The sequence below is a fragment of the Pseudomonas sp. Z1-12 genome (assembly GCF_051132015.1).
Classification (GTDB): domain Bacteria; phylum Pseudomonadota; class Gammaproteobacteria; order Pseudomonadales; family Pseudomonadaceae; genus Aquipseudomonas; species Aquipseudomonas zanjanensis.
In genome coordinates this window covers 6,097,399-6,119,893 of record NZ_CP071647.1, presented here as the reverse complement: position 1 = coordinate 6,119,893, position 22,495 = coordinate 6,097,399, and the positions used below count along the sequence as shown (strand labels likewise).

Below are 22,495 nucleotides of genomic sequence, written 5' to 3'. Positions count from 1 at the left end.
CAAATCTTGAGGTATACAATGCGCGCCATCGTGATTTCGCTCAAAACAGGTGCGTCATGCAGCCCTTCGCTATTGCTCCGTCGATTCTCTCCGCCGACTTCGCCCGCCTGGGCGAGGAAGTGGACAACGTTCTGGCCGCCGGGGCCGACATCGTGCACTTCGATGTCATGGACAACCACTACGTGCCCAACCTGACCATCGGCCCGATGGTCTGCGCGGCGCTGCGCAAATACGGCATCACCGCGCCGATCGACGCGCACCTGATGGTCAGCCCGGTGGACCGCATCGTCGGTGACTTCATCGAGGCGGGCGCTACCTACATCACCTTCCACCCGGAAGCCACGCTGCATGTCGACCGCTCCTTGCAGTTGATCCGCGAAGGCGGTTGCAAGGCTGGCCTGGTGTTCAACCCGGCAACACCCTTGGACGTGCTGAAGTACGTGATGGACAAGGTCGACATGATCCTGCTGATGAGCGTCAACCCTGGCTTCGGCGGGCAGAAGTTCATCCCGGGCACCCTCGACAAGCTGCGCGAAGCCCGTGCCCTGATCGACGCCTCGGGCCGTGACATCCGCCTGGAAATCGACGGTGGCGTGAACGTGAACAATATCCGTGAAATCGCCGCGGCCGGCGCCGACACCTTTGTCGCTGGCTCTGCGATCTTCAACGCACCCGACTACCAAGAGGTGATTGCAAAAATGCGCGCCGAACTGGCCCTGGCGCGCCCATGAGCGGCTTCGAGCAGCTCTTCCCCGGCAGCTTGCCGCGTCTGGTGATGTTCGACCTCGATGGCACCTTGGTCGATTCGGTCCCGGACCTCGCGGCGGCCGTGGACACGATGCTGCTCAAGCTTGGACGCCCGCCCGCCGGCATCGACGCGGTGCGCCACTGGGTCGGCAACGGCGCGCCCATGCTGGTGCGCCGGGCCCTGGCCAACGACATCGATGCCCAAGGCGTCGATGAGGCCGAAGCCGAGCAGGCGCTGGCGTTGTTCAATGAAGCCTACGAAGACAATCACCAGCTGACAGTGGTCTATCCTGGCGTGCGCTCCACCCTCAAGTGGCTGAAAAAGCAGGGCGTGGAAATGGCCCTGATCACCAACAAGCCGGAACGCTTCGTGGCGCCGCTGCTGGACCAGATGAAAATTGGCCGCTATTTCCGCTGGATCATCGGTGGCGATACCTTGCCACAGAAAAAACCTGACCCGGCCGCACTGTTCTTCGTGATGAAAATGGCCAACATCCCGGCCTCCCAATCCTTGTTCGTCGGCGACTCGCGCAGCGATGTGCTGGCGGCCAAGGCGGCGGGGGTCAAGTGCGTGGCGTTGAGTTACGGCTACAACCACGGCCGGCCCATCGCCGAAGAGTTTCCGACGCTGGTGATCGACGATTTGCGCCTGTTAATTCCCGGTTGCCTGGACCCCGCCGCTGAGATAACGTTGCCCGACGCTGTTCAATCCTCTTCTGGAAACGCCATCGTGGTGGTCACTCGCAAACTCTGGATGAAAGTCATGAAGGCCTTGGCCCGCTGGCGTTGGCGCACCTGACATGATCCTGGCCGGTTATCCGGCGCGTTTGCATACCTGACTGTCAGCTCCTCTTGCCACGAGGCATCCCATGATCCGTGAAGAATTCCTGCGTCTAGCCGCTGCCGGCTACAACCGCATCCCCCTTGCCTGCGAAACCCTGGCCGACTTCGACACACCGCTGTCGATCTATCTCAAGCTCGCCGACCAGCCCAATTCCTACCTGCTCGAATCGGTACAGGGCGGCGAAAAGTGGGGTCGATATTCCATCATTGGCTTGCCGTGCCGTACGGTGCTGCGGGTCCATGACCATCGCATCAGCGTGACCCACGACGGCGTCGAAATCGAAAGCCTCGAAGTCGAAGATCCGCTGGCCTTCGTTGAAACCTTCAAGGCCCGCTACAACGTGCCGACGATCCCCGGCCTGCCGCGTTTCAACGGCGGCCTGGTGGGGTATTTCGGCTACGACTGCGTGCGCTACGTGGAAAAGCGCCTGGGCACCTGCCCGAACCCCGATCCGCTGGGCGTGCCGGACATCTTGCTGATGGTCTCCGATGCGGTGGTGGTCTTCGATAACCTCGCCGGCAAGATGCACGCGATCGTCCTCGCCGACCCGTCCCGGGAAGATGCCTACGAGCAAGGCCAGAAAAGCCTGCAGGCGCTGTTGGAAAAACTCCGCCAGCCGATCACGCCGCGCCCCGGCCTGGACTTCAGCAAGCAGTCGGCGGCCGACCCGATGTTCCGTTCCAGCTTCACCCAGGACGATTACGAACGGGCCGTCGATACCATCAAGGAATACATCCTCGCCGGCGACTGCATGCAAGTGGTGCCGTCGCAACGGATGTCCATCGACTTCAAGGCCGCGCCCATCGATCTCTACCGGGCGCTGCGCTGCTTCAACCCGACGCCCTACATGTACTTTTTCAACTTCGGCGACTTCCATGTCGTGGGCAGTTCGCCGGAAGTGCTGGTGCGGGTCGAAGACAACCTGATCACCGTGCGCCCGATCGCCGGCACTCGCCCCCGTGGCGCCACGGAGGAGGCAGACCGGGCGCTGGAAGAGGACCTGCTGTCGGACGACAAGGAAATCGCCGAGCACTTGATGCTGATCGACCTGGGGCGCAACGACACCGGGCGGGTCTCGGAAATCGGTTCGGTGAAGCTCACCGAGAAGATGGTCATTGAGCGCTATTCCAACGTGATGCACATCGTCTCCAACGTCACCGGCCAATTGAAGGCCGGGCTGACAGCGATGGATGCCTTGCGGGCGATCCTGCCTGCGGGCACTTTGTCCGGCGCGCCGAAAATCCGCGCGATGGAAATCATCGATGAGCTGGAGCCGGTCAAGCGTGGGGTATACGGCGGGGCGGTGGGGTATTTCGCCTGGAACGGCAACATGGACACCGCAATTGCCATTCGCACCGCGGTGATCAAGAACGGCGAACTGCACGTGCAGGCCGGCGGCGGTATCGTCGCCGACTCGGTGCCGGCATTGGAATGGGAAGAAACCCTGAACAAGCGCCGGGCGATGTTCCGCGCCGTGGCGCTGGCCGAGCAGACCTCGAACGACTGACGCCCTTCAGCATACAACTGTGGCGAGGGAGCTTGCTCCCGCTGGCCTGCGAAGCGGGCCCATCAAATCGATGCGGCTGCTGCGCAGCCGAGCGGGAGCAAGCTCCCTCGCCACAAGTCCTTCAGGCAACTCGATCAAAAATGTGGGAGCGAGCTTGCTCGCGATGAGGCCGTCACCTTCAACAAATAGGTTGGCTGACAGTCCGCTATCGCGAGCAAGCCCGTTCCCACAGGTTCCCCTCGATCAGAAGTCCAGGCTGACCCCCAGGCTCACCCCTTGCTGGGTCATGTCATCGTCCTTGCGCAGTGTATAACCGCCCCGCAACGCCAGGTCCTGGGTGAGCTTGTGGCTGACCCCCAGGCTCAGGCGGTTCAGGTGGCTCTGTGGTGTGTAGCCTTCCAGCGTGAAGTCGTTGGCCGGCAGGCTGTTGAGGGCGATGTTGACCTTTTGCGTGTCGTCTTCGTACTCGCGTTCGTGGGCATATTCGCCAAACACCTGGGTCTGCCGGGTGATGTTGTATTTGCCCTGCAAGCCGATGCCCAGGCGTTTCGAATCGCGGGTCTGGTCATCGAAGGTCAGGGCCGTGGAGCGGTTGCTCTTTTCCGAATAACCATCCACTTCCACCTTCGCATAATCAGCGCTGACAAACGGCGAGAGGTGCCATTCGCTGCCCGGCTGGGCGATGTCGTAGCCCACCCGCGTGCTGAATGCCCAGAGATGGCCGTCGGTGTCGCCTTTCTCCTGCGCTTCGTTGACGCCCAGGTCGAACTTGCGCTCCAGGTTGTCGTAGTCGAGCTTGCCGCCGGTCAGCGCCGCGTCGGCCCACCAGCGGTTTTGCTGGAACTGGGCGAAAGCCGTCGCCAGGTAGCTGTTGAGCTTGTACGTCGAATCGTTATCGCCTGCGTCCATGTCCTGGCGGTAGAAACCGGCGGCGACACCCACGCGCCAAGCGTCGTTGAGGCGATAGCTGCCGCCCACGTTGAGGCTGTAGCCGCTGCCGTCGGCGCTGGCGCCGCTGCCTTGGCTGTCCATGTCCAGGTGTTGGCCGCCACCGGCGACGATGGCTCGCCACTGGCCGACCGCCTGCCAGTCTTCCCAGTCCGATTGCCACTGGCTGCGCAATTCATCCTGGTGAGCGCGTAAGGTCGAGTGGGCCATTTCCGGCAGCAGCGTCAGCTCCCAGGGCGCCGCGAGCAGGGAAAAGGCGTAGTCGGCGATCAGTTTCTGTCCGGCTTCGGTGGGATGGACCGCGTCGTTGTAGATCAGCTTGCTGGGATCCGGCGTGGCGCTGTTGATGCCATAGGTGGCGTTCTCCGTGCAGCCGTTGCCACTAAAGCAGGTTGCGGTGAGGTTCTCGCCGGTGGCGAGGCCGAATCGTGCCGGGTCGGCGAAGCTTTCCTTCAGCAAAAGCGGAATGTTCAACGGAATGATTTCGGCGTCGATGCCTTGCAGTCGCGTGATCAGTTGTTGGTTGAACTGATTGCCCAATTGCGAAAAGGTGTCCTGCAAGGGGCCGCCGTTGAGGGCCGGGGTCAGACCCAGGTCGGGCAGCAGCCAGACCATCACATAGCGGGCACCGGCCGTTTGCAGCACTTGCACGCTGTCGGCCAGGCGGTCGGCGGCGGCGTTTGCTTGTGCGGTGTTCAATACCCGGCCTTGAAGGAAGTCGTTACCACCACCGGAAAGGTAATACAGCGCATTTGGATCGGCACGCAGGCCATTGGACTGCAAGTAGCCGGGACGGCTGCGTTCGCCGGTGTCGGACACCCCAGTGATCGATTCGAGGATCTGGTCGGTGCGATACCCGCCTACCGCCCAGTTGTTGCCATCTGCCAGCCCCTCGCCGGCGCGGACCGCCGACGTGGAAGCGGCGGTCTCGTCGGCGGAATAGCCCAGGCGCCCACCAAGCAATTGGGTGGAGTTGGCCGAATAGGCTTCGCCGCTGCCGTCGGTGTAGATCGGACCGGTTCGGTTGGTGTAGCGCTCGGTCGAGCCGGGTGGGCCGTTCGGGTCGGCGAACTGGCCGGCGTCGTTGAGGCTGTCGCCGAACACGATGAACTTGGAATACGGGTTGGGGGCGGCGTTCGCCTGGGCGCAGGCGAGCGCGAGCAGGCAACCGGCAATCGGTACGAACAATGTCTTTTTAATCATGGGAAAGTCCGTTTTGATCTTATTTTTGTTAGAAAACGAAACGACAGTACCAAAATCTTTCGGCGTTTTGCCATCTATCCGGAACGTCGTGTTTGTTTCAAAGCCCTTCGGGATCGCTCATATTGCGTGCTCCGCCCAGCTAAGCTACTGTGCCGGGACGTATGAACGAGACTTCCCCTGTGTCGATTGTCAGCAAACTTCTGGATCAAATGATCAAGGCACACGCCCGTTGGCGTTGGCGCGCCTGACGATTCTCCGCCGGCCTCGCCGGACCTGTACCGATTTGCCTTCTTTACCCGCTGTAGAACCGCTTCGCCGGGGCATCAATCGCCTCGCCAAGCGCAGCAGCGTGCGGGTCACTCGCTGAAGGCTGTGTTTAAAGTCAGTGAATTCAATAGGTTGCTTACGCCATGTTGCTGATGATCGATAACTACGACTCTTTTACCTACAACGTTGTGCAATACCTTGGCGAGCTGGGCTCCGAGGTCAAGGTCGTGCGCAACGACGAATTGACCATCGCCCAAATCGAAGCCCTCAAGCCTGAGCGCATCGTGGTCTCCCCTGGCCCTTGCACGCCGACCGAAGCGGGCATTTCCATCGACGCCATCAAGTACTTCGCCGGCAAGCTGCCGATCCTGGGCGTCTGCCTGGGGCATCAGTCGATCGGCCAGGCATTCGGTGGCGATGTGGTGCGCGCCCGGCACGTCATGCACGGTAAGACTAGCCCGGTATTCCACGAGGACAAGGGCGTATTCGCGGGATTGAATCATCCGCTTACCGTCACCCGCTACCACTCGCTGATCGTCAAGCGCGAAACGCTGCCCGACTGCCTCGAGTTGACGGCCTGGACCCAGCTTGAAGACGGCTCGGTGGATGAAATCATGGGGCTGCGCCACAAGACGTTGAATATCGAAGGTGTGCAATTTCATCCCGAGTCTATTCTCACCGAGCAGGGCCACGAGCTGTTCGCCAACTTCCTCAAACAAACCGGCGGCACGCGCTAAGGACTTTTCATGGATATCAAGACAGCCCTGAGCCGTATCGTCGGCCATCTCGACCTGAGCACCGACGAGATGCGCGACGTGATGCGCGAAATCATGACCGGCCAATGCACGGATGCGCAGATCGGCGCGTTCATGATGGCCATGCGCATGAAAAGCGAGAGCATCGATGAGATCGTCGGTGCCGTTTCGGCGATGCGTGAGTTGGCGGACAAGGTCGAACTCAAGACCCTGGACGGCGTGGTCGATGTGGTCGGCACCGGTGGTGACGGCGCCAATATCTTCAACGTGTCCACCGCCTCGTCGTTTGTCGTTGCGGCGGCCGGTTGCACCGTTGCCAAGCATGGCAACCGCGCAGTCTCAGGCAAGAGCGGCAGTGCCGATCTGCTGGAGGCGGCTGGAATTTACCTGAACCTGACGCCGGTCCAAGTGGCGCGCTGTATCGACAATGTCGGCATTGGTTTCATGTTTGCCCAGACGCACCATAGCGCCATGAAACACGCTGCCGCGCCGCGCCGTGAGCTGGGGCTGCGTACGCTGTTCAACATGCTCGGCCCGCTTACGAATCCGGCCGGCGTGAAGCATCAAGTGGTGGGAGTGTTCAGCCAGGCGTTGTGCCGGCCATTGGCCGAGGTCCTGCAACGCCTGGGCAGCAAGCATGTGCTGGTGGTCCATTCGAAGGATGGCCTGGATGAATTCAGCCTGGCGGCGCCCACATTCGTGGCCGAACTAAAAAATGATCAGATCAGCGAGTATTGGGTCGAACCTGAAGACCTCGGCATGAAGAGCCAGAGCTTGCATGGCCTGGCGGTCGATGGTCCGGCCCAATCGCTGGAGTTGATCCGCGATGCCCTGGGTCGCCGCAAGACCGAGAATGGCCAGAAAGCCGCTGAGATGATCGTGCTCAATGCCGGCGCCGCGTTGTACGCCGCCGACCACGCCAGCAGCCTCAAGCAAGGCGTGGAACTGGCCCATGATGCACTGCACACTGGCCTGGCCAGGGAAAAACTCGAAGAGTTGGGTGCATTTACCGCCGTATTCAAAGTGGAGAACGAAGGATGAGCGTGCCAACGGTTCTGGAAAACATTCTGGCTCGCAAGGCTGAGGAAGTGGCTGAGCGTCGCGCTCGCGTCAGTCTGGCCGAGCTGGAAAGCCTGGCGCGTTCAGCGGATGCGCCGCGGGGTTTTGCCACGGCGCTGATCGATCAGGCCAAGAAAAAACAGCCGGCGGTGATTGCCGAAATCAAGAAGGCGTCCCCCAGCAAGGGCGTGATCCGTGAACACTTCGTTCCGGCCGACATCGCACGAAGCTACGAGAAGGGCGGCGCGACCTGTCTCTCGGTGCTGACCGACGTCGACTTCTTCCAAGGGGCCGACGACTACCTGAAGCAGGCGCGGGCAGCGTGCAAGTTGCCGGTGATCCGCAAGGATTTCATGATCGACCCGTACCAGATCGTCGAGGCTCGGGCCTTGGGCGCCGATTGCGTGCTGTTGATCGTTTCCGCCCTGGACGACGTGAAAATGGCCGAGCTGGCGGCAGTGGCCAAGAGTGTCGGGCTGGATGTCCTGGTGGAAGTCCATGACGGCGACGAGTTGGAGCGAGCCCTGAAAACCCTCGATACCAAACTGGTCGGGGTGAACAATCGCAACCTGCACACCTTTGAAGTCAGCCTGGAAACCACTCTGGACCTGTTGCCACGCATTCCACGGGATCGCCTGGTCATCACCGAAAGTGGCATCCTCAATCGGGCCGATGTCGAGCTGATGGAAGTCAGCGATGTCTACTCATTCCTGGTGGGCGAGGCATTCATGCGGGCCGAGAACCCGGGAACGGAATTGCAACGGCTGTTCTTTCCTGAACGTGGCCTGCCGGTGAGCGGCTCGACGCTGGACTGATCCATGTCGCCTGTGATGTCCCTCACCGTCGAAGCGGGCCTGCAAGCCGAACAGGATCTGTTGGCCAGCATCTGCGCGGGCGACGCCGAGTTCGGCCTGCTGTTCTGGCAACCCAATGACCGCGCCCTGGTCATGCCGCGCCGCTTGAGTCGCCTGCCGGGGTTCGAGCACGCCTGTGAAGTATCGGCCGCCCATGGCTGGCCAGTCCTGCTGCGCGAAACCGGCGGTGAGCCGGTGCCGCAGTCGGTCGCTACCGTCAATATCGCCTTGGTCTACGCGCCACCGCGCAGCGAAGGTGACCATGGCCGCATCGAAACCGGATATCGACGATTGTGCGATCCCATCTGCCAGTTGTTGGATGAATTGGGCGGGGTGGCTTCGCTGGGCGAAGTGGAAGGGGCCTTTTGCGACGGGCGCTTCAACGTCAACCTCGACGGTCGGAAAATGGTTGGCACCGCTCAGCGCTGGCGCCAGAGCAAGGGCGGTCAGCGTCCGGTGGGCCTGGTTCATGGCGCGCTGTTGCTGGAAAACGAGCGCGAGTCCATGGTCGCGGCGGTCAATCGCTTCAATGAAGCCTGTGGCCTGGAGCAGCGAGTGCGTGCCGAGAGCCACATCGCCCTGCATGAAAAATTCCCGGCGCCTCACGCGTTGGAGCGGCTCGAAGCGTTGTATCGGCAAATGCTGACCCAACTGCTGGGCGCTTAACGCGTTCCGAACACCACCATGGTCTTGCCTTTGACGCTGACCAGGTTGCGCTCTTCCAGGTCCTTGAGTACGCGACCGACCATTTCCCGCGAACAACCGACAATCCGGCCAATCTCTTGGCGGGTCACCTTGATCTGCATGCCGTCGGGGTGGGTCATGGCATCGGGCTGCTTGCACAACTCCAGCAGGCAACGTGCGACACGTCCGGTGACATCGAAAAACGCGAGATCGCCGACCTTGCGGGTGGTATTGCGCAGGCGTTGTGCGATTTGTCCGCTGAGGACGTAAAGAATGTCCGGGTCTTGCAGGGACAGTTCTCGGAATTTGGTGTAGCTGATTTCCGCAACTTCACATTCAATCTTGGTCCGCACCCAGGCACTGCGTTCCTGTTCCTTGCCCGCCTGTTCGAACAACCCCAGCTCGCCGAAGAAATCTCCGGAGTTGAGATAGGCGATGATCATTTCCCGACCGTCGTCATCTTCTATCAGGATGGTAACCGAGCCCTTGATGATGAAAAACAGCGTGTCGGAACGATCACCTGCACAAATGATGTTGTGTTTGGCTGGATAGCGGCGGCGCTGACAATGCATCAAAAGTTTGTCGAGATTCTTGATCTTGAGCGTGGGAGTAATGGCAACCATGGTTGTATCCCGAAAGACTGCGCAGTGTTGTGATTTGGTTTTATGATGAGGGCGAATGGCTATCGCTAAAAGCTGGCCATACGCCAGCGAATTCGCGCCAGCTTAACAGAGGCGTCTTGAATAGATTCGAGAATTTACCTACAGGCTGACAGGAAGAGCTTCCTAAGACGGGGAGCCGTCATGACGAGGTGCTGTGCTAAGCTGGCGACCCTTTTTTAACAGTGGAGTCTTGGCGATGAAGGCACGCATCCAATGGGCTGGCGAAGCCATGTTCCTCGGTGAGTCAGGCAGTGGTCATGTGGTCGTCATGGACGGTCCGCCAGAGGCCGGTGGCCGGAACCTGGGTGTTCGGCCGATGGAAATGCTCCTGTTGGGCGTGGGCGGTTGCAGCAACTTCGACGTGGTCAGCATTCTCAAGAAGTCCCGCCAGGCCGTCGAAAGCTGCGAAGCGTTCCTCGAAGCGGGACGCGCCACTGAAGACCCAAAGGTGTTTACCAAGATTCACATGCACTTTGTGGTGAAGGGGCGAGCCCTGAAGGAAGCCCAGGTCAAGCGTGCCATTGAGCTGTCTGCTGAGAAGTACTGCTCGGCTTCGATCATGCTCGGTGCTGCCGGGGTCGAAATCACCCACGATTATGAAATCATCGAGTTGGGTTGAGTTGCCATCCAAGGGCTTGGGACTTGCTGCACTGAAATTGTCGGATAGAAAAAAGGCGACTCCCGTTGGGAAGTCGCCTTTTTTAGTTTCCGAGGAATAAGGATGGGTTATCCAGATCCCAATCACCGTCAAATCCGATAAGTGCTCTTGGTCATGACCTTGGCCAGCAGGCTCATGCCGAATTTCACCGGGGCCGGGAAACGGAAACCACCGGCGTCAAGCGCACTTTCGGCATGGTGTTCTTCATCCACGCGCATCTGCTCAAGGATCGCCCGGGATTTCTCATCCTCAGCCGGCAATTGCTCCAGGTGCTCGTTCAAGTGCTTGCACACTTGATGCTCGGTCGCCGCGACGAAGCCGAGGCTGACTTTGTCGCTGATCAGCCCGGCGACGGCGCCGATCCCGAACGACATCCCATAGAACAGCGGGTTCAGGACACTGGTGTGGCTGCCCAGTTGGCGAATCCGTTGTTCACACCAGACCAAGTGATCGATTTCTTCCTCGGCGGCATGTTCCATTGCCTCACGCACCTGCGGCAGCTTCGCTGTCAGCGCCTGGCCCTGATACAGCGCCTGGGCACAGACTTCGCCGGTGTGGTTGATACGCATCAATCCAGCGACGTGGCGCGTTTGCTCGTCACTCAATTGCGCGTCCGGTTGCACGATAGCCGGTGATGGGCGGTACGGCTGGCCACTGAAGGGCAGCAGGGTGCGCATCGCGGTGTCGGCTTGCAGCAACAGGCGGTCAATCGGCGAGTAGTGACGTTGGGTAGTCATGCTTACCTCCGGGAAAAATCACAGCGGCCAGTTTAACCCAATCGGCCGTCGAAGATTTGTGTTGGGTCAGGGGTATCAGCCCGGTGGCCAGTTCATCTGGCGCTGACCCAACACATGCATATGAATGTGATAGACCGTCTGCCCACCCAGTTCATTGCAATTCATCACCACGCGAAAACCTTCTTCACAGCCCAATTCCAGCGCCAGGCGCTGGGCAGTGAACAGAATGTGCCCGGCCAGGCCCTTGTCTTCTTCGGTAAGGTCATTGAGCGTGCGGATCGGTTTCTTTGGAATGACTAGAAAGTGCACGGGCGCCTGTGGGGCGATGTCGTGGAAGGCCAGTACCTGGTCATCCTCGTAAATGATCTTCGCCGGGATTTCCCGGTTGATGATCTTGGTAAACAGAGTATCCACAGCTGTTTTCTCCGTTGGGTTCGTTGAGGTCGAATGCCTCGAAGGCCTCGATTGAGGTGTCTTGGCTGTTCAGCTTGAGGGCATCAGCGCGGGCAGTAAGCCTTGTTGACCATGCCGGCGATAGTCCGGACCAGCCACCGTGATCCCAGCCGCGGCAGTGCGGCCAGCCAGCGATTGCGGCGTCCGGGAATGATGATGGCGCGGTTTTTGTCCAGTGCGCGCACGGCGTACAGGGCGACTTCTTCCGGGCTCATCAGCGATTTGCTGGCGATGAGTTTTTGTTCGTCCATCTGCGCCTTGGAAAAAAAGCCGGTTCGGGTCGGACCAGGACAAAGCACCGAGACCTTGATCGCGCATTTCTTCAATTCAACCCGCAGGGCTTCGGAGAAGTGCAGCACATAGGCCTTACTGGCGTGGTAGGTGCTCATCCAAGGACCGGGCTGGAACGCGGCGATCGAGGCAACGTTGAGGATCTGGCCGCCGCCAAGCAGCGCCATGCTATTGCCAACAGCATGACAAAGCCGTGTCAGGGCAAGGATGTTGACTTCGATCAGGTCCTGCTCGGTCATCCAGTCCTGGCCCAGGAACGGCCCGCTGGTGCCGATGCCAGCGCAATTGACCAGCAGGTCGATTTGCCGTTCACCTTCCTCCAGTTCCAGCAAAAAGCCTGAAAGCCTCAGCGGTTCGCCCAGGTCGCAAGCCCGGAACAGTACCTCCACGCCAAACCGCTGGGTCAGTTCGATTGCAATGCTTTCCAGCCGATCACGTTGTCGAGCCACCAGTATCAAGTTGCGGCCGCGCCGGGCCAGCGCTTCAGCCATGGCCAGGCCGATGCCGCTGGAAGCGCCAGTGATCAGTGCGTAACGGGTCATGCAGTTCTCCATCGCAACAGCCCGCCGCCAAATGACTGGGCTGTCACCGGCATGAAGCGCGCTTATTGTTCCTCTTCTTCTTCATAGTCTACAGAAGGCGGAGCGGGCTCGGCTGCCTCAACGGCGGGCTCTTCAGCGGTTTCGCTGCTGGACTCGCTGCTTTCGTAGCTGCTCAGGCTGCTGCTGTCATAGTCCTCCTGGAGGGCTCCGAAGATGCCTGCAAACGTGGCGATGAAAATCAATACGATCATCACGAGCCAGAGCGAGGCCAACAGCTTGACCCCCGTGGTATTGCGCGGGGGTGGCGGGCCATATTGGTTTGCACCGGTGTTGCCTGGCGCGATGATGAGGATGAACGGGAAGATGCTGCCCACGAAAGGAACCAGGTTGATCAGCCACAACCACCCCGACCAACCGAGGTCATGCAGGCGCTGGACGTTGAACTGGATGCTCACGAAGGCAAAGGCAAGCACCACGACCGTGGCGAGCAGGCCGCCGACAATGAGCGCCGCTATCGAGTCGGAAGCCAGCAGCCAGGTCGAGGCGAGCCAGAAGCCCACGCCAACCAAGGGCAGCAGGGCCAGGGTCAACGCCATGGTCCAGGCCAGGTAGCGCAGGCGCCCAATACGGCCGTCGAAGCTGAAGGGCTTGAGGGTGCTGTACTCGGCAAATGCTTCACCGACTTCGGCGCGGGGAGGCGCGTAGGGCGAGGCGGGTTCGATGATCGAATCGGGGTGGCGTCCACTCGGTTGCCGTGGCGCGTCCTGTACTTCGCCAAGGCTCAATTGGACGGTGGGTTCGGCTTCGATCCTGGCATCGATACCGCTTTTGTTGAGCGCTTCGAGGTACTGCTGCGCCTCGTTCTGGGACAGGTTGCTTTTCAGGGCCACCTTGCGACCGGTGAACAGTCGTTCAATGGCGGCGACGTCGCTCTTGAACAGCTCGGCGAGGTTGAGTTTGGCGGTGGTGGTATCGACGCCCGGCATCACGCCGCCGTCGAACACGATGTTGAAACGGGTTTCGCTCATGCCCGGCATCCTTGTCTCTGAAAGTTAAGTAGTTGTTTTGTTTGGGCTGGTTCAGCGCGGCCATTGCCCGCCAAGCTGCGCCGCCCGGGCTTGTGCTTGACGGTATTCTTCATCCAGGCGCGCCACCAACTGATCGACGCTGGGTAAATCATCGATTCCCCCCACGCCCTGGCCGGCGGACCATACGGTTTTCCAGGCCTTGGCTTCATCGTTCAGCGGTTTGAGTTTCGATCCAAAATCCACCTCGCCTTTGTTCTGCAGGGCGGCGAGATCGAAACCGGCATTCTCCAGGCTCTGGCGCATGAAACTCGCCGGCACCCCGGATACAGCAGGAGTATGCACGATGTCCGCGGCTCTGGATGTGAGCAACATCTCTTTATAAGCGTCAGGTGCGTGGCTTTCGCTCGTACCGATAAAGCGCGTACCGAAGTAGGCCAGATCCGCGCCGAGCAATTGTGCGGCAAGAATCTGATGGCCGTGGTTCAGGCATCCTGCAAGCAGCAGGGTCTTATCGAAAAACTGCCGGATCTCGGCAATCAGTGAAAACGGGCTCCAGGTCCCGGCATGCCCGCCTGCGCCGGCGGCAACGGCGATCAAGCCATCGACACCGGCTTCGGCGGCTTTTTCGGCATGACGCCGGGTCGTCACGTCATGGAACACCAGCCCGCCATAACCGTGCACCGCGTCCACCAGTTCTTTCACCGCGCCCAGGCTGGTGATGACAATCGGCACCTTGTGTTCGATGCAGATGGCCAGGTCGGCTTGAAGCCGCGGGTTGCTGTGATGGACGATCAGGTTCACGGCGTAGGGCGCCGGGTTTTCCAGGGTCGCCAGGCTTGCTTCGATCTCTTCCAGCCAGGCCTTGAAGCCGCTGCTTTCGCGCTGGTTCAACGCCGGAAAGCTGCCGACGATGCCATTGCGGCAGCAGGCCAGCACCAATTGGGGATTGGAAATCAGGAACATGGGCGCCGCCACGACGGGCAGGCGCAAGCGTTGTTCAAGCAGAGCGGGCAACGACATTGGAAGTACCCCGGATAATGAATGCTGATTGGAGATTAGAACGGTCGGACGACGACCAGAATTACGATAGCCAGCAATATCAGAACCGGCACCTCATTGAACCAGCGATAAAAGACATGGCTGCGGGTGTTTTCGCCACGAGCGAAGCGTTTCACCTGGGCGCCGCACATGTGGTGGTAACCGATCAACAGCACGACCAAGGTCAACTTGGCGTGCATCCAGCCTCCCTGAGTGAAGTAGGCACCGGCGTTGAGGCTCAGCAGCCAGATGCCGAATATCAGGGTGGCGATCATCGCCGGGCCCATGATGCCGCGGTACAGCTTGCGTTCCATGACGCTGAAGCGCTCTTTGCTGACGCTGTCCTCGCTCTGGGCGTGATAGACAAACAGGCGAGGCAGGTAGAACAGGCCGGCGAACCAGCAGACCATGCTGACAATGTGAAGTGCTTTGAGCCACAGATAGAGCATTTTTAGTTATTCCAAGAAATCACGGTAGCCCGATAGTAGAGGTTAGAGCGGCCGCACGTCACCTTGACGGTTGTCGCCACGCCCTGCGGCCCCTATCATCGACGGCTTTCCAGTGGGTTCGTTGAGGGCAGGTTTATGGTCAAGGTCGGTATCGTCGGCGGCACGGGTTACACCGGTGTCGAACTGCTGCGTCTGCTGGCACAGCATCCGCAGGCTGAAGTGGTGGTCATCACCTCCCGATCCGAGGCCGGCCTGGCCGTCGCCGACATGTACCCGAACCTGCGAGGCCATTACGACGGCCTGGCGTTCAGCGTTCCGGACGTCAAGACCCTCGGCGCCTGCGACGTGGTGTTCTTCGCCACGCCCCACGGTGTTGCTCACGCCCTGGCCGGCGAACTGCTGGCCGCCGGCACCAAGGTCATCGACCTGTCGGCGGACTTCCGCCTGCAGGACGCCGATGAATGGGCCAGATGGTACGGCCAGCCCCACGGTGCGCCGGAACTGCTTGAAGAGGCGGTCTACGGCTTGCCAGAAGTCAATCGCGAGAAGATCAAACAGGCACGACTGATCGCTGTGCCGGGTTGCTATCCGACGGCGACACAGCTGGGGTTCTTGCCGCTGCTGGAAGCCGGTCTTGCCGATGCTTCGCGCCTGATCGCCGACTGCAAGTCCGGTGTCAGCGGTGCCGGGCGTGGCGCCAGTGTCGGCTCGCTGTATTCCGAGACGTCGGAAAGCATGAAGGCGTATGCGGTAAAAGGGCATCGCCACTTGCCGGAAATTCGCCAGGGCTTGCGCCGGGCAGCGGGCAAGGACGTCGGCCTGACCTTCGTGCCGCACCTGACCCCGATGATTCGTGGTATCCATTCCACCCTGTATGCGACTGTCGTCGATCGTTCGGTGGATCTGCAGGCGTTGTTTGAAAAACGTTATGCCAACGAACCGTTCGTCGACGTGATGCCGGCTGGCAGTCATCCGGAAACCCGTAGCGTGCGCGGTGCGAACGTTTGCCGGATCGCCGTGCATCGTCCCCAGGACGGTGATCTGGTGGTGGTGTTGTCGGTCATCGATAACTTGGTCAAGGGCGCGTCCGGCCAGGCCGTGCAGAACCTGAACATCCTGTTCGGGCTGGATGAGCGTCTGGGGCTGTCCCATGCGGGGATGTTGCCGTAATAGCAGCAACAAGCTTTATGTTGGCGGCTACAAGCTTGAGGCTTGTAGCTCGCCGCTGCTCTTCTAAATAGTTGACCAATTTTCTAGGAGAAGCGGATAATGCCCGCCATCACGCATTATGGCGGCGTAAGCGCCGGGAGATATTCAGCATGAGCGTCGAAACCTTCACCCCCACGGCTTTGCAATTCACCCACGGTGCCGCGCACAAGGTGAAGAGCCTGGTCGATGAAGAGGGCAATGATCGTTTGAAGCTGCGCGTATTTGTTACGGGCGGCGGTTGTTCCGGTTTCCAGTACGGCTTCACTTTCGATGAAGAAGTGGCCGAAGACGACACCATTGTCGAGCGCGAAGGTGTCAGCCTGGTGGTTGACCCGATGAGCTTCCAGTACCTGGCGGGTGCCGAGGTGGATTATCAGGAAGGTCTGGAAGGCTCGCGTTTCGTGATCAAGAATCCTAACGCTACCACGACCTGTGGGTGCGGCTCTTCGTTCTCGATCTGAGGGCTTCAGTATAAAAAACGCCGCAGTGCCTTGGGCCCTGCGGCGTTTTTTTGTCCGTGATTATTGGATTCAGGCCGGGTAGATGGCGCCGAGTACGCGCAGGCCACGGGCGCCCGTGACACTTGGGCGGTTACCTGGAATACCTTCAAGACAGCAATGGGCGAGCCAGGCGAACGCCATGGCTTCGACCCAGTCCGGATCCACGCCATAGGCCGCCGTGCTGCTGACGGTGGCCTCTGGCAGCAATTCAGCCAGGCGCTTCATGAACGCCTGGTTGTGCGCGCCGCCGCCGCAGACCAGCAACTCCTGAGTATTCGGCTGGGCATGCTGAAGTGATTCGACGATGGTCAGGGCGGTCAGTTCGAGTAACGTCGCCTGGACGTTTTCCGGGGCGAAGGCTGGCAACTGCGACAAATGCTGGCTCAGCCACGGCAGGTTGAATACTTCACGACCGGTACTTTTCGGACCCTTGGTGACGAAGAAGGGGTCGCTGAGCAGTACCTTGAGCAAAGCTGGCTCGACTTTTCCGCTGGCGGCCCATTGGCCGTCGCGATCGAAATGCTCGCCGCGTTGTTGATGAATCCAGGCATCGAGCAATACGTTGCCTGGGCCGCAGTCGAAACCGGCGACAGGTTTTGCGGGCTCTATCAGGCTGAGGTTGCTGAAGCCACCGACATTCAGCACGGCACGATGACCGGCTCGTTCTTCGAACAATGCTTCGTGAAACGCCGGGACCAGTGGGGCGCCTTGCCCACCAGCGGCGACATCGCGGCTTCGGAAATCGCTGACGACGGTGATGCCGGTCAATTCGCTCAACAGTGCCGGATTGCCAATTTGCACAGTAAACCCACGGGCCGGTTCATGACGGATGGTCTGGCCGTGGCTGCCAATCGCCCTGATGTCTTCAGGCTTGAGTTTCTGTTCGTTGAGCAGGGTATGAATACCCTGCGCGGCCAGCTTTACCCAGCTTTGTTGGGCAATGGCGGAGCGGGCGATCTCATCGGGCCCGCTGCTGCACAATTCGAGCAATTGGGTGCGCAGAACGGCGGGCATGGGGATGTAGTGCGTGGCGATCAATTTGATCGCCGGGGCCAGTTCGATCAGTGCGATATCCAAGCCGTCCAGGCTGGTCCCGGACATCACACCGATATAGTGCGCCATGCTTAGCGCTTGCTCGAGGCCAGCATGGTGGCTTTCTCTTGATCCATGCGAGCCATCAAAGGTTGGCTTTGAGCCAGGAAGCGTGCGCGCTCGCCCTTGGCGATCGGATCGGCCATCGGCAGTTTCTGGCCAAGTGGATCGACATGAACGCCGTTGACCTGGAACTCATAGTGCAAGTGCGGGCCGGTGGAGAGGCCGGTGGTGCCGATGTAGCCAATCACCTGGCCTTGCTTGACGGTGCCGCCAGTCTTCACGCCTTTGGCGAAGCCCTGCATGTGTCCGTACAGGGTGCGATAGGTATTGCCGTGCTGGATGATCACGGTGTTGCCATAACCGCCGCGACGGCCTGCCAGCAACACCTTGCCGTCGCCGGCTGCCTTGATTGGCGTGCCACGAGGGGCGGCGTAGTCGACACCTTTGTGGGCGCGAATCTTGTTCAGGATCGGATGCTTGCGACCTGCGGAGAACTTCGAGCTAATGCGGGCGAAATCAACCGGTGTACGGATGAATGCCTTGCGCATGCTGTTGCCATCGGCGGTGTAGTAGCTGCTGTTGCCTTGCTTGTTGGTGTAGCGCACCGCGGTGTACGTCTTGCCGCGGTTGGTGAAGCGCGCGGAGAGAATCGGGCCGTTGCCGACGCTCTTGCCATTGACCACTTTCTGCTCGTAGATGACGTCGAATTCGTCGCCCTGGCGAATGTCCTGGGCGAAGTCGATGTCGTAGCCGAAAACACTGGCCATATCCATGGTCAGGCTATGGGAAAGGCCAGCGCGCGCAGCGGACTGGGACAGCGAACTGTTGATGACGCCATGGACGTAGGCCGAGCGAACGGTCGGCTTGGCGGTGACGCGGTTGAATACATAACCCTTGTCATTTTTGGTCAGGGTGATGCTTTCCAGATCACTCAGCTTGGTGTGCAGGTTGGTCAGCTGTCCGTCTGGATTGAGTTCGAATTCGAGTTTCTGGCCGCGTTGCAATTGAGTGAATTGCTTGGCTTGTTTGTCGCTGGCCAGTACTTCATGGACCGAAGTCGAAGGCAGGCCAACCTTTTCGAAGAGTGTGGAGAGAGTGTCGCCCTTGGCAACAATCACTTCGCGATGGTCCGGTCCTTTCTTTTCTTCTGCCACAGGCGCTTCTGCCTGAGCGGCGGCCTGGGCAGAGTCTTGCGGGCTGTTTTCAATCTGTGCAAACGGAGAAGCAGCCGGTTCGTTTGTGGCTTGGACGGCTTCGGCGGCGTCTTGTTCTTGTGTCAGTTGTTCAGCGGGGCTTTCCAGTTCAAGACTCAGAGTCGTCTTTTTGGCTTCAACATCGCTGGAGGGAAACACCAGGAGCGCCAGGCTAAGGAGGGCTGCGATGCCACTTGCGGCAAGCAGGTGGGTCTTCGGGTAAAGCGGCGGCGCTTTAGACGGTTCTGTGGTCATAAGTAATTTTGGCTTTTGAAAAATGAATTGAAAAAGATGAATGACATGATGAAGATGAAATAACTGTATAAAATATAACCAAAACCCCTGCGAAGCAAGCCCGCGAACGCTCTGTTCTGTGGATTGGCGTCCTTGCGCCTGGCAAACCTTGTATTTGGTGCGCGATCTTGTATGGTTGGGGCCCTTTGAATCTGAGCCTTACGGGTCTGTTATGAAGTCGGTTGAAGAGCAGCTAGCGCTGATCAAGCGTGGTGCGGAAGAACTGTTGGTCGAGTCCGAGCTGATCGAAAAGCTCAAGCGTGGGCAGCCGCTGCGTATCAAGGCTGGCTTCGATCCGACGGCGCCCGATCTGCACCTGGGTCATACCGTGCTTATTAATAAGCTGCGCCAGTTCCAGGATCTGGGTCACCAGGTCATCTTCCTTATAGGGGACTTCACCGGCATGATCGGTGACCCGAGCGGCAAGAGTGCTACGCGTCCGCCGCTGACCCGCGAGCAGGTCCTCGATAACGCCGAGACCTACAAGACCCAGGTATTCAAGATTCTTGATCCGGCCAAGACCGAAGTGGCTTTCAACTCCACTTGGATGGATAAGATGGGGCCGGCGGATTTCATTCGCCTGACGTCTCAATACACCGTGGCTCGCATGCTTGAGCGCGATGATTTCGACAAGCGCTATACGACCAATCAGCCAATCGCTATTCATGAGTTCCTCTATCCGCTTGTACAGGGTTATGACTCGGTTGCGTTGCGCGCGGACGTTGAGCTCGGCGGTACCGATCAGAAATTCAACCTGTTGATGGGGCGTGAGCTGCAGCGCGGTTATGGTCAAGAGGCGCAGTGCATCCTGACCATGCCATTGCTGGAAGGGTTGGATGGCGTGAAGAAAATGTCCAAATCGCTGGGCAACTACGTAGGCATCCAGGAAGCGCCAGGCGTCATGTACAGCAAGCTGGTCTCCATTCCTGATGCGCTGATGTGGCGCTACTTCGAACTCTTGAGCTTCCGGTCCATGGATGAGATCAATGCGTTCCGTGCTGATGTAGAGGCTGGGGCTAATCCGCGGGACATCAAGATCAAGCTGGCCGAAGAGATCGTTGCTCGTTTCCATGGTGAAGAGGCAGCTGCCAACGCTCACCGTGCGGCGGGTAATCGTATGAAGGATGGCGAGCTGCCGGATGACTTGCCGGAGATCGAGCTGGTTGCTGCCGAGGATATGCCGATTGCGGCGGTCCTTAATAAAGCAGGCCTGGTCAAGAATGCGGCGGTGGCACGAGACCTCCTTGGTTCGGGCGGTGTGCGTGTAGATGGTGAGGTTGTGGATCGCACCTATATATATGAGCTGGGTTCTACTCATGTATGCCAGGCCGGCAAGAAGGCTTTTGCGCGTATTACGCTTAAATCCGAATAAAGCTGAAATTAAGGGTTGACGGCAGATTCTGGAAGTCTATAATTCGCCCCACTTCCGGCGCAGTCGAAACGGAAAACTCCTTGAGTTTCAATGAGTTAAGTAGGTTTCGAAGGTGTTGGGCTTCAGTTCATCGAAGCCCGGAAGGAGCAGGTAGAGCGGTGTTGTTTGGCTCTATCGGCGGTTCGATCTTCTCGGTCGAAAGTGGTGAAAAAGAGGTGTTGACAGCAGCGAGTAACGCTGTAGAATTCGCCTCCCGCTAACGAGAGATCGGAAGCGCAAGTGGTTGAAGTTGAAAAGGAAACTTTGAAAACTTCTTAAAATAACCGCTTGACAGATACACGGGGCGCTGTAGAATGCGCGCCTCGGTTGAGACGAAAGACTCAGCCAACCGCTCTTTAACAACTGAATCAAGCAATTCGTGTGGGTGCTTGTGGAGTCAGACTGCTAGTCAACAGATTATCAGCATCACAAGTTACTCCGCGAGAAATCAAAGATGTAACCAACGATTGCTGAGCCAAGTTTAGGGTTTTCTCAAAACCCAAAGATGTTTGAACTGAAGAGTTTGATCATGGCTCAGATTGAACGCTGGCGGCAGGCCTAACACATGCAAGTCGAGCGGTAGAGAGGTGCTTGCACCTCTTGAGAGCGGCGGACGGGTGAGTAATGCCTAGGAATCTGCCTGGTAGTGGGGGATAACGCTCGGAAACGGACGCTAATACCGCATACGTCCTACGGGAGAAAGCAGGGGACCTTCGGGCCTTGCGCTATCAGATGAGCCTAGGTCGGATTAGCTAGTTGGTGGGGTAATGGCTCACCAAGGCGACGATCCGTAACTGGTCTGAGAGGATGATCAGTCACACTGGAACTGAGACACGGTCCAGACTCCTACGGGAGGCAGCAGTGGGGAATATTGGACAATGGGCGAAAGCCTGATCCAGCCATGCCGCGTGTGTGAAGAAGGTCTTCGGATTGTAAAGCACTTTAAGTTGGGAGGAAGGGCATTAACCTAATACGTTAGTGTTTTGACGTTACCGACAGAATAAGCACCGGCTAACTCTGTGCCAGCAGCCGCGGTAATACAGAGGGTGCAAGCGTTAATCGGAATTACTGGGCGTAAAGCGCGCGTAGGTGGTTCGTTAAGTTGGATGTGAAAGCCCCGGGCTCAACCTGGGAACTGCATTCAAAACTGTCGAGCTAGAGTATGGTAGAGGGTGGTGGAATTTCCTGTGTAGCGGTGAAATGCGTAGATATAGGAAGGAACACCAGTGGCGAAGGCGACCACCTGGACTGATACTGACACTGAGGTGCGAAAGCGTGGGGAGCAAACAGGATTAGATACCCTGGTAGTCCACGCCGTAAACGATGTCAACTAGCCGTTGGGAGCCTTGAGCTCTTAGTGGCGCAGCTAACGCATTAAGTTGACCGCCTGGGGAGTACGGCCGCAAGGTTAAAACTCAAATGAATTGACGGGGGCCCGCACAAGCGGTGGAGCATGTGGTTTAATTCGAAGCAACGCGAAGAACCTTACCAGGCCTTGACATCCAATGAACTTTCCAGAGATGGATTGGTGCCTTCGGGAACATTGAGACAGGTGCTGCATGGCTGTCGTCAGCTCGTGTCGTGAGATGTTGGGTTAAGTCCCGTAACGAGCGCAACCCTTGTCCTTAGTTACCAGCACGTAATGGTGGGCACTCTAAGGAGACTGCCGGTGACAAACCGGAGGAAGGTGGGGATGACGTCAAGTCATCATGGCCCTTACGGCCTGGGCTACACACGTGCTACAATGGTCGGTACAGAGGGTTGCCAAGCCGCGAGGTGGAGCTAATCCCACAAAACCGATCGTAGTCCGGATCGCAGTCTGCAACTCGACTGCGTGAAGTCGGAATCGCTAGTAATCGCGAATCAGAATGTCGCGGTGAATACGTTCCCGGGCCTTGTACACACCGCCCGTCACACCATGGGAGTGGGTTGCACCAGAAGTAGCTAGTCTAACCTTCGGGAGGACGGTTACCACGGTGTGATTCATGACTGGGGTGAAGTCGTAACAAGGTAGCCGTAGGGGAACCTGCGGCTGGATCACCTCCTTAATCGACGACCGCAGCTGCT

Annotated in this window: 21 protein-coding genes and 1 rRNA gene; 12 read left to right on the top strand and 10 right to left on the bottom strand. The window is 59.0% G+C overall.

Features of this window, described 5'->3' with window-relative positions; all coding sequences use genetic code 11:
• Positions 1-56 precede the first annotated feature (56 nt).
• From rpe to trpE, 3 genes are all read left to right on the top strand, one after another.
• The gene (gene rpe, locus J3P85_RS26830) at positions 57-731 is read left to right on the top strand and encodes a ribulose-phosphate 3-epimerase (RefSeq protein WP_186706977.1); all 675 of its coding nucleotides are present in this window, start codon (positions 57-59) and stop codon (positions 729-731) included.
• On the top strand, positions 728-1,546 hold the full coding sequence (locus J3P85_RS26825; protein ID WP_186729591.1) for a phosphoglycolate phosphatase: 819 nt from the start codon (positions 728-730) through the stop codon (positions 1,544-1,546). The genes rpe and J3P85_RS26825 overlap by 4 nt, the downstream gene beginning before the upstream one ends.
• Positions 1,547-1,616: 70 nt before the next feature.
• Positions 1,617-3,098, top strand: coding sequence for an anthranilate synthase component I (gene trpE / locus J3P85_RS26820; protein WP_434704101.1), 1,482 nt, complete (start codon positions 1,617-1,619; stop codon positions 3,096-3,098).
• 243 nt (positions 3,099-3,341) lie between these two features.
• Here the strand turns inward: trpE and estP are convergent, their stop codons facing one another.
• Positions 3,342-5,249, bottom strand: a complete 1,908-nt coding sequence (gene estP / locus J3P85_RS26815) for an esterase EstP (RefSeq protein ID WP_434704100.1) — start codon at positions 5,247-5,249, stop codon at positions 3,342-3,344.
• A 410-nt stretch (positions 5,250-5,659) separates the two neighbouring features.
• Between estP and J3P85_RS26810 the strand changes: the two genes are divergently transcribed.
• Genes J3P85_RS26810 through J3P85_RS26795 form a run of 4 tightly spaced genes read left to right on the top strand, consistent with a single transcriptional unit; the run spans position 5,660 to position 8,850 of the window.
• Positions 5,660-6,253 carry an aminodeoxychorismate/anthranilate synthase component II gene (locus J3P85_RS26810; RefSeq protein WP_250962151.1) on the top strand — a complete coding sequence of 198 codons (594 nt, stop codon included), beginning with the start codon at positions 5,660-5,662 and terminating at the stop codon, positions 6,251-6,253.
• Between the two features lie 9 nt (positions 6,254-6,262).
• Positions 6,263-7,312 (top strand): anthranilate phosphoribosyltransferase, encoded by a 1,050-nt coding sequence (gene trpD, locus J3P85_RS26805; RefSeq protein ID WP_092146427.1) that lies wholly within the window; start codon positions 6,263-6,265, stop codon positions 7,310-7,312.
• A complete protein-coding gene (gene trpC, locus J3P85_RS26800; protein WP_186706982.1) occupies positions 7,309-8,145 on the top strand; it encodes an indole-3-glycerol phosphate synthase TrpC in 837 nt (278 codons plus the stop codon). The genes trpD and trpC overlap by 4 nt, the downstream gene beginning before the upstream one ends.
• A gap of 3 nt (positions 8,146-8,148) precedes the next feature.
• Positions 8,149-8,850, top strand: coding sequence for a lipoate--protein ligase family protein (locus tag J3P85_RS26795; RefSeq protein ID WP_434704099.1), 702 nt, complete (start codon positions 8,149-8,151; stop codon positions 8,848-8,850).
• Here J3P85_RS26795 and crp read toward each other — a convergent pair.
• The gene (gene crp / locus J3P85_RS26790) at positions 8,847-9,491 is read right to left on the bottom strand and encodes a cAMP-activated global transcriptional regulator CRP (RefSeq protein WP_434704098.1); all 645 of its coding nucleotides are present in this window, start codon (positions 9,489-9,491) and stop codon (positions 8,847-8,849) included. The two genes, J3P85_RS26795 and crp, sit on opposite strands and share 4 nt — an antisense overlap.
• Positions 9,492-9,726: 235 nt before the next feature.
• Between crp and J3P85_RS26785 the strand changes: the two genes are divergently transcribed.
• Positions 9,727-10,149, top strand: a complete 423-nt coding sequence (locus J3P85_RS26785; protein WP_434704097.1) for an OsmC family protein — start codon at positions 9,727-9,729, stop codon at positions 10,147-10,149.
• A 128-nt stretch (positions 10,150-10,277) separates the two neighbouring features.
• Here the strand turns inward: J3P85_RS26785 and coq7 are convergent, their stop codons facing one another.
• From coq7 to hemJ, 6 genes are all read right to left on the bottom strand, one after another.
• Entirely contained in the window at positions 10,278-10,925 is a 648-nt protein-coding gene (coq7, locus tag J3P85_RS26780; RefSeq protein WP_060740380.1) for a 2-polyprenyl-3-methyl-6-methoxy-1,4-benzoquinone monooxygenase, read from the bottom strand.
• 75 nt (positions 10,926-11,000) lie between these two features.
• A complete protein-coding gene (locus J3P85_RS26775) occupies positions 11,001-11,339 on the bottom strand; it encodes a histidine triad nucleotide-binding protein (protein WP_003316306.1) in 339 nt (112 codons plus the stop codon).
• 83 nt (positions 11,340-11,422) lie between these two features.
• Complete coding sequence (locus tag J3P85_RS26770; RefSeq protein WP_434704096.1) at positions 11,423-12,211, bottom strand: SDR family NAD(P)-dependent oxidoreductase; 789 nt, start codon at positions 12,209-12,211, stop codon at positions 11,423-11,425.
• Between the two features lie 62 nt (positions 12,212-12,273).
• Positions 12,274-13,239 carry a DUF805 domain-containing protein gene (locus J3P85_RS26765; protein ID WP_434704095.1) on the bottom strand — a complete coding sequence of 322 codons (966 nt, stop codon included), beginning with the start codon at positions 13,237-13,239 and terminating at the stop codon, positions 12,274-12,276.
• 51 nt (positions 13,240-13,290) lie between these two features.
• Complete coding sequence (locus J3P85_RS26760; protein ID WP_434704094.1) at positions 13,291-14,259, bottom strand: NAD(P)H-dependent flavin oxidoreductase; 969 nt, start codon at positions 14,257-14,259, stop codon at positions 13,291-13,293.
• 35 nt (positions 14,260-14,294) lie between these two features.
• Positions 14,295-14,726, bottom strand: a complete 432-nt coding sequence (gene hemJ, locus J3P85_RS26755) for a protoporphyrinogen oxidase HemJ (protein ID WP_186706988.1) — start codon at positions 14,724-14,726, stop codon at positions 14,295-14,297.
• Between the two features lie 135 nt (positions 14,727-14,861).
• On the opposite strand from hemJ, the gene argC reads away from it, so the two are divergent.
• Complete coding sequence (gene argC, locus J3P85_RS26750) at positions 14,862-15,896, top strand: N-acetyl-gamma-glutamyl-phosphate reductase (RefSeq protein WP_434704093.1); 1,035 nt, start codon at positions 14,862-14,864, stop codon at positions 15,894-15,896.
• Positions 15,897-16,045: 149 nt separating this feature from the next.
• Positions 16,046-16,396, top strand: coding sequence for an iron-sulfur cluster insertion protein ErpA (gene erpA, locus J3P85_RS26745; RefSeq protein ID WP_003177727.1), 351 nt, complete (start codon positions 16,046-16,048; stop codon positions 16,394-16,396).
• A gap of 69 nt (positions 16,397-16,465) precedes the next feature.
• Here the strand turns inward: erpA and J3P85_RS26740 are convergent, their stop codons facing one another.
• Together J3P85_RS26740 and J3P85_RS26735 are read right to left on the bottom strand one after the other, a co-directional pair.
• Entirely contained in the window at positions 16,466-17,557 is a 1,092-nt protein-coding gene (locus J3P85_RS26740) for an anhydro-N-acetylmuramic acid kinase (RefSeq protein WP_434704092.1), read from the bottom strand.
• A 2-nt stretch (positions 17,558-17,559) separates the two neighbouring features.
• Positions 17,560-18,978, bottom strand: coding sequence for a peptidoglycan DD-metalloendopeptidase family protein (locus J3P85_RS26735; RefSeq protein WP_434704091.1), 1,419 nt, complete (start codon positions 18,976-18,978; stop codon positions 17,560-17,562).
• Between the two features lie 211 nt (positions 18,979-19,189).
• On the opposite strand from J3P85_RS26735, the gene tyrS reads away from it, so the two are divergent.
• Both tyrS and J3P85_RS26725 read left to right on the top strand, forming a co-directional pair.
• A complete protein-coding gene (gene tyrS / locus J3P85_RS26730; RefSeq protein WP_250962162.1) occupies positions 19,190-20,389 on the top strand; it encodes a tyrosine--tRNA ligase in 1,200 nt (399 codons plus the stop codon).
• Between the two features lie 550 nt (positions 20,390-20,939).
• Positions 20,940-22,476, top strand: a 16S ribosomal RNA gene (locus J3P85_RS26725).
• The last annotated feature ends 19 nt before the right edge of the window (positions 22,477-22,495 follow it).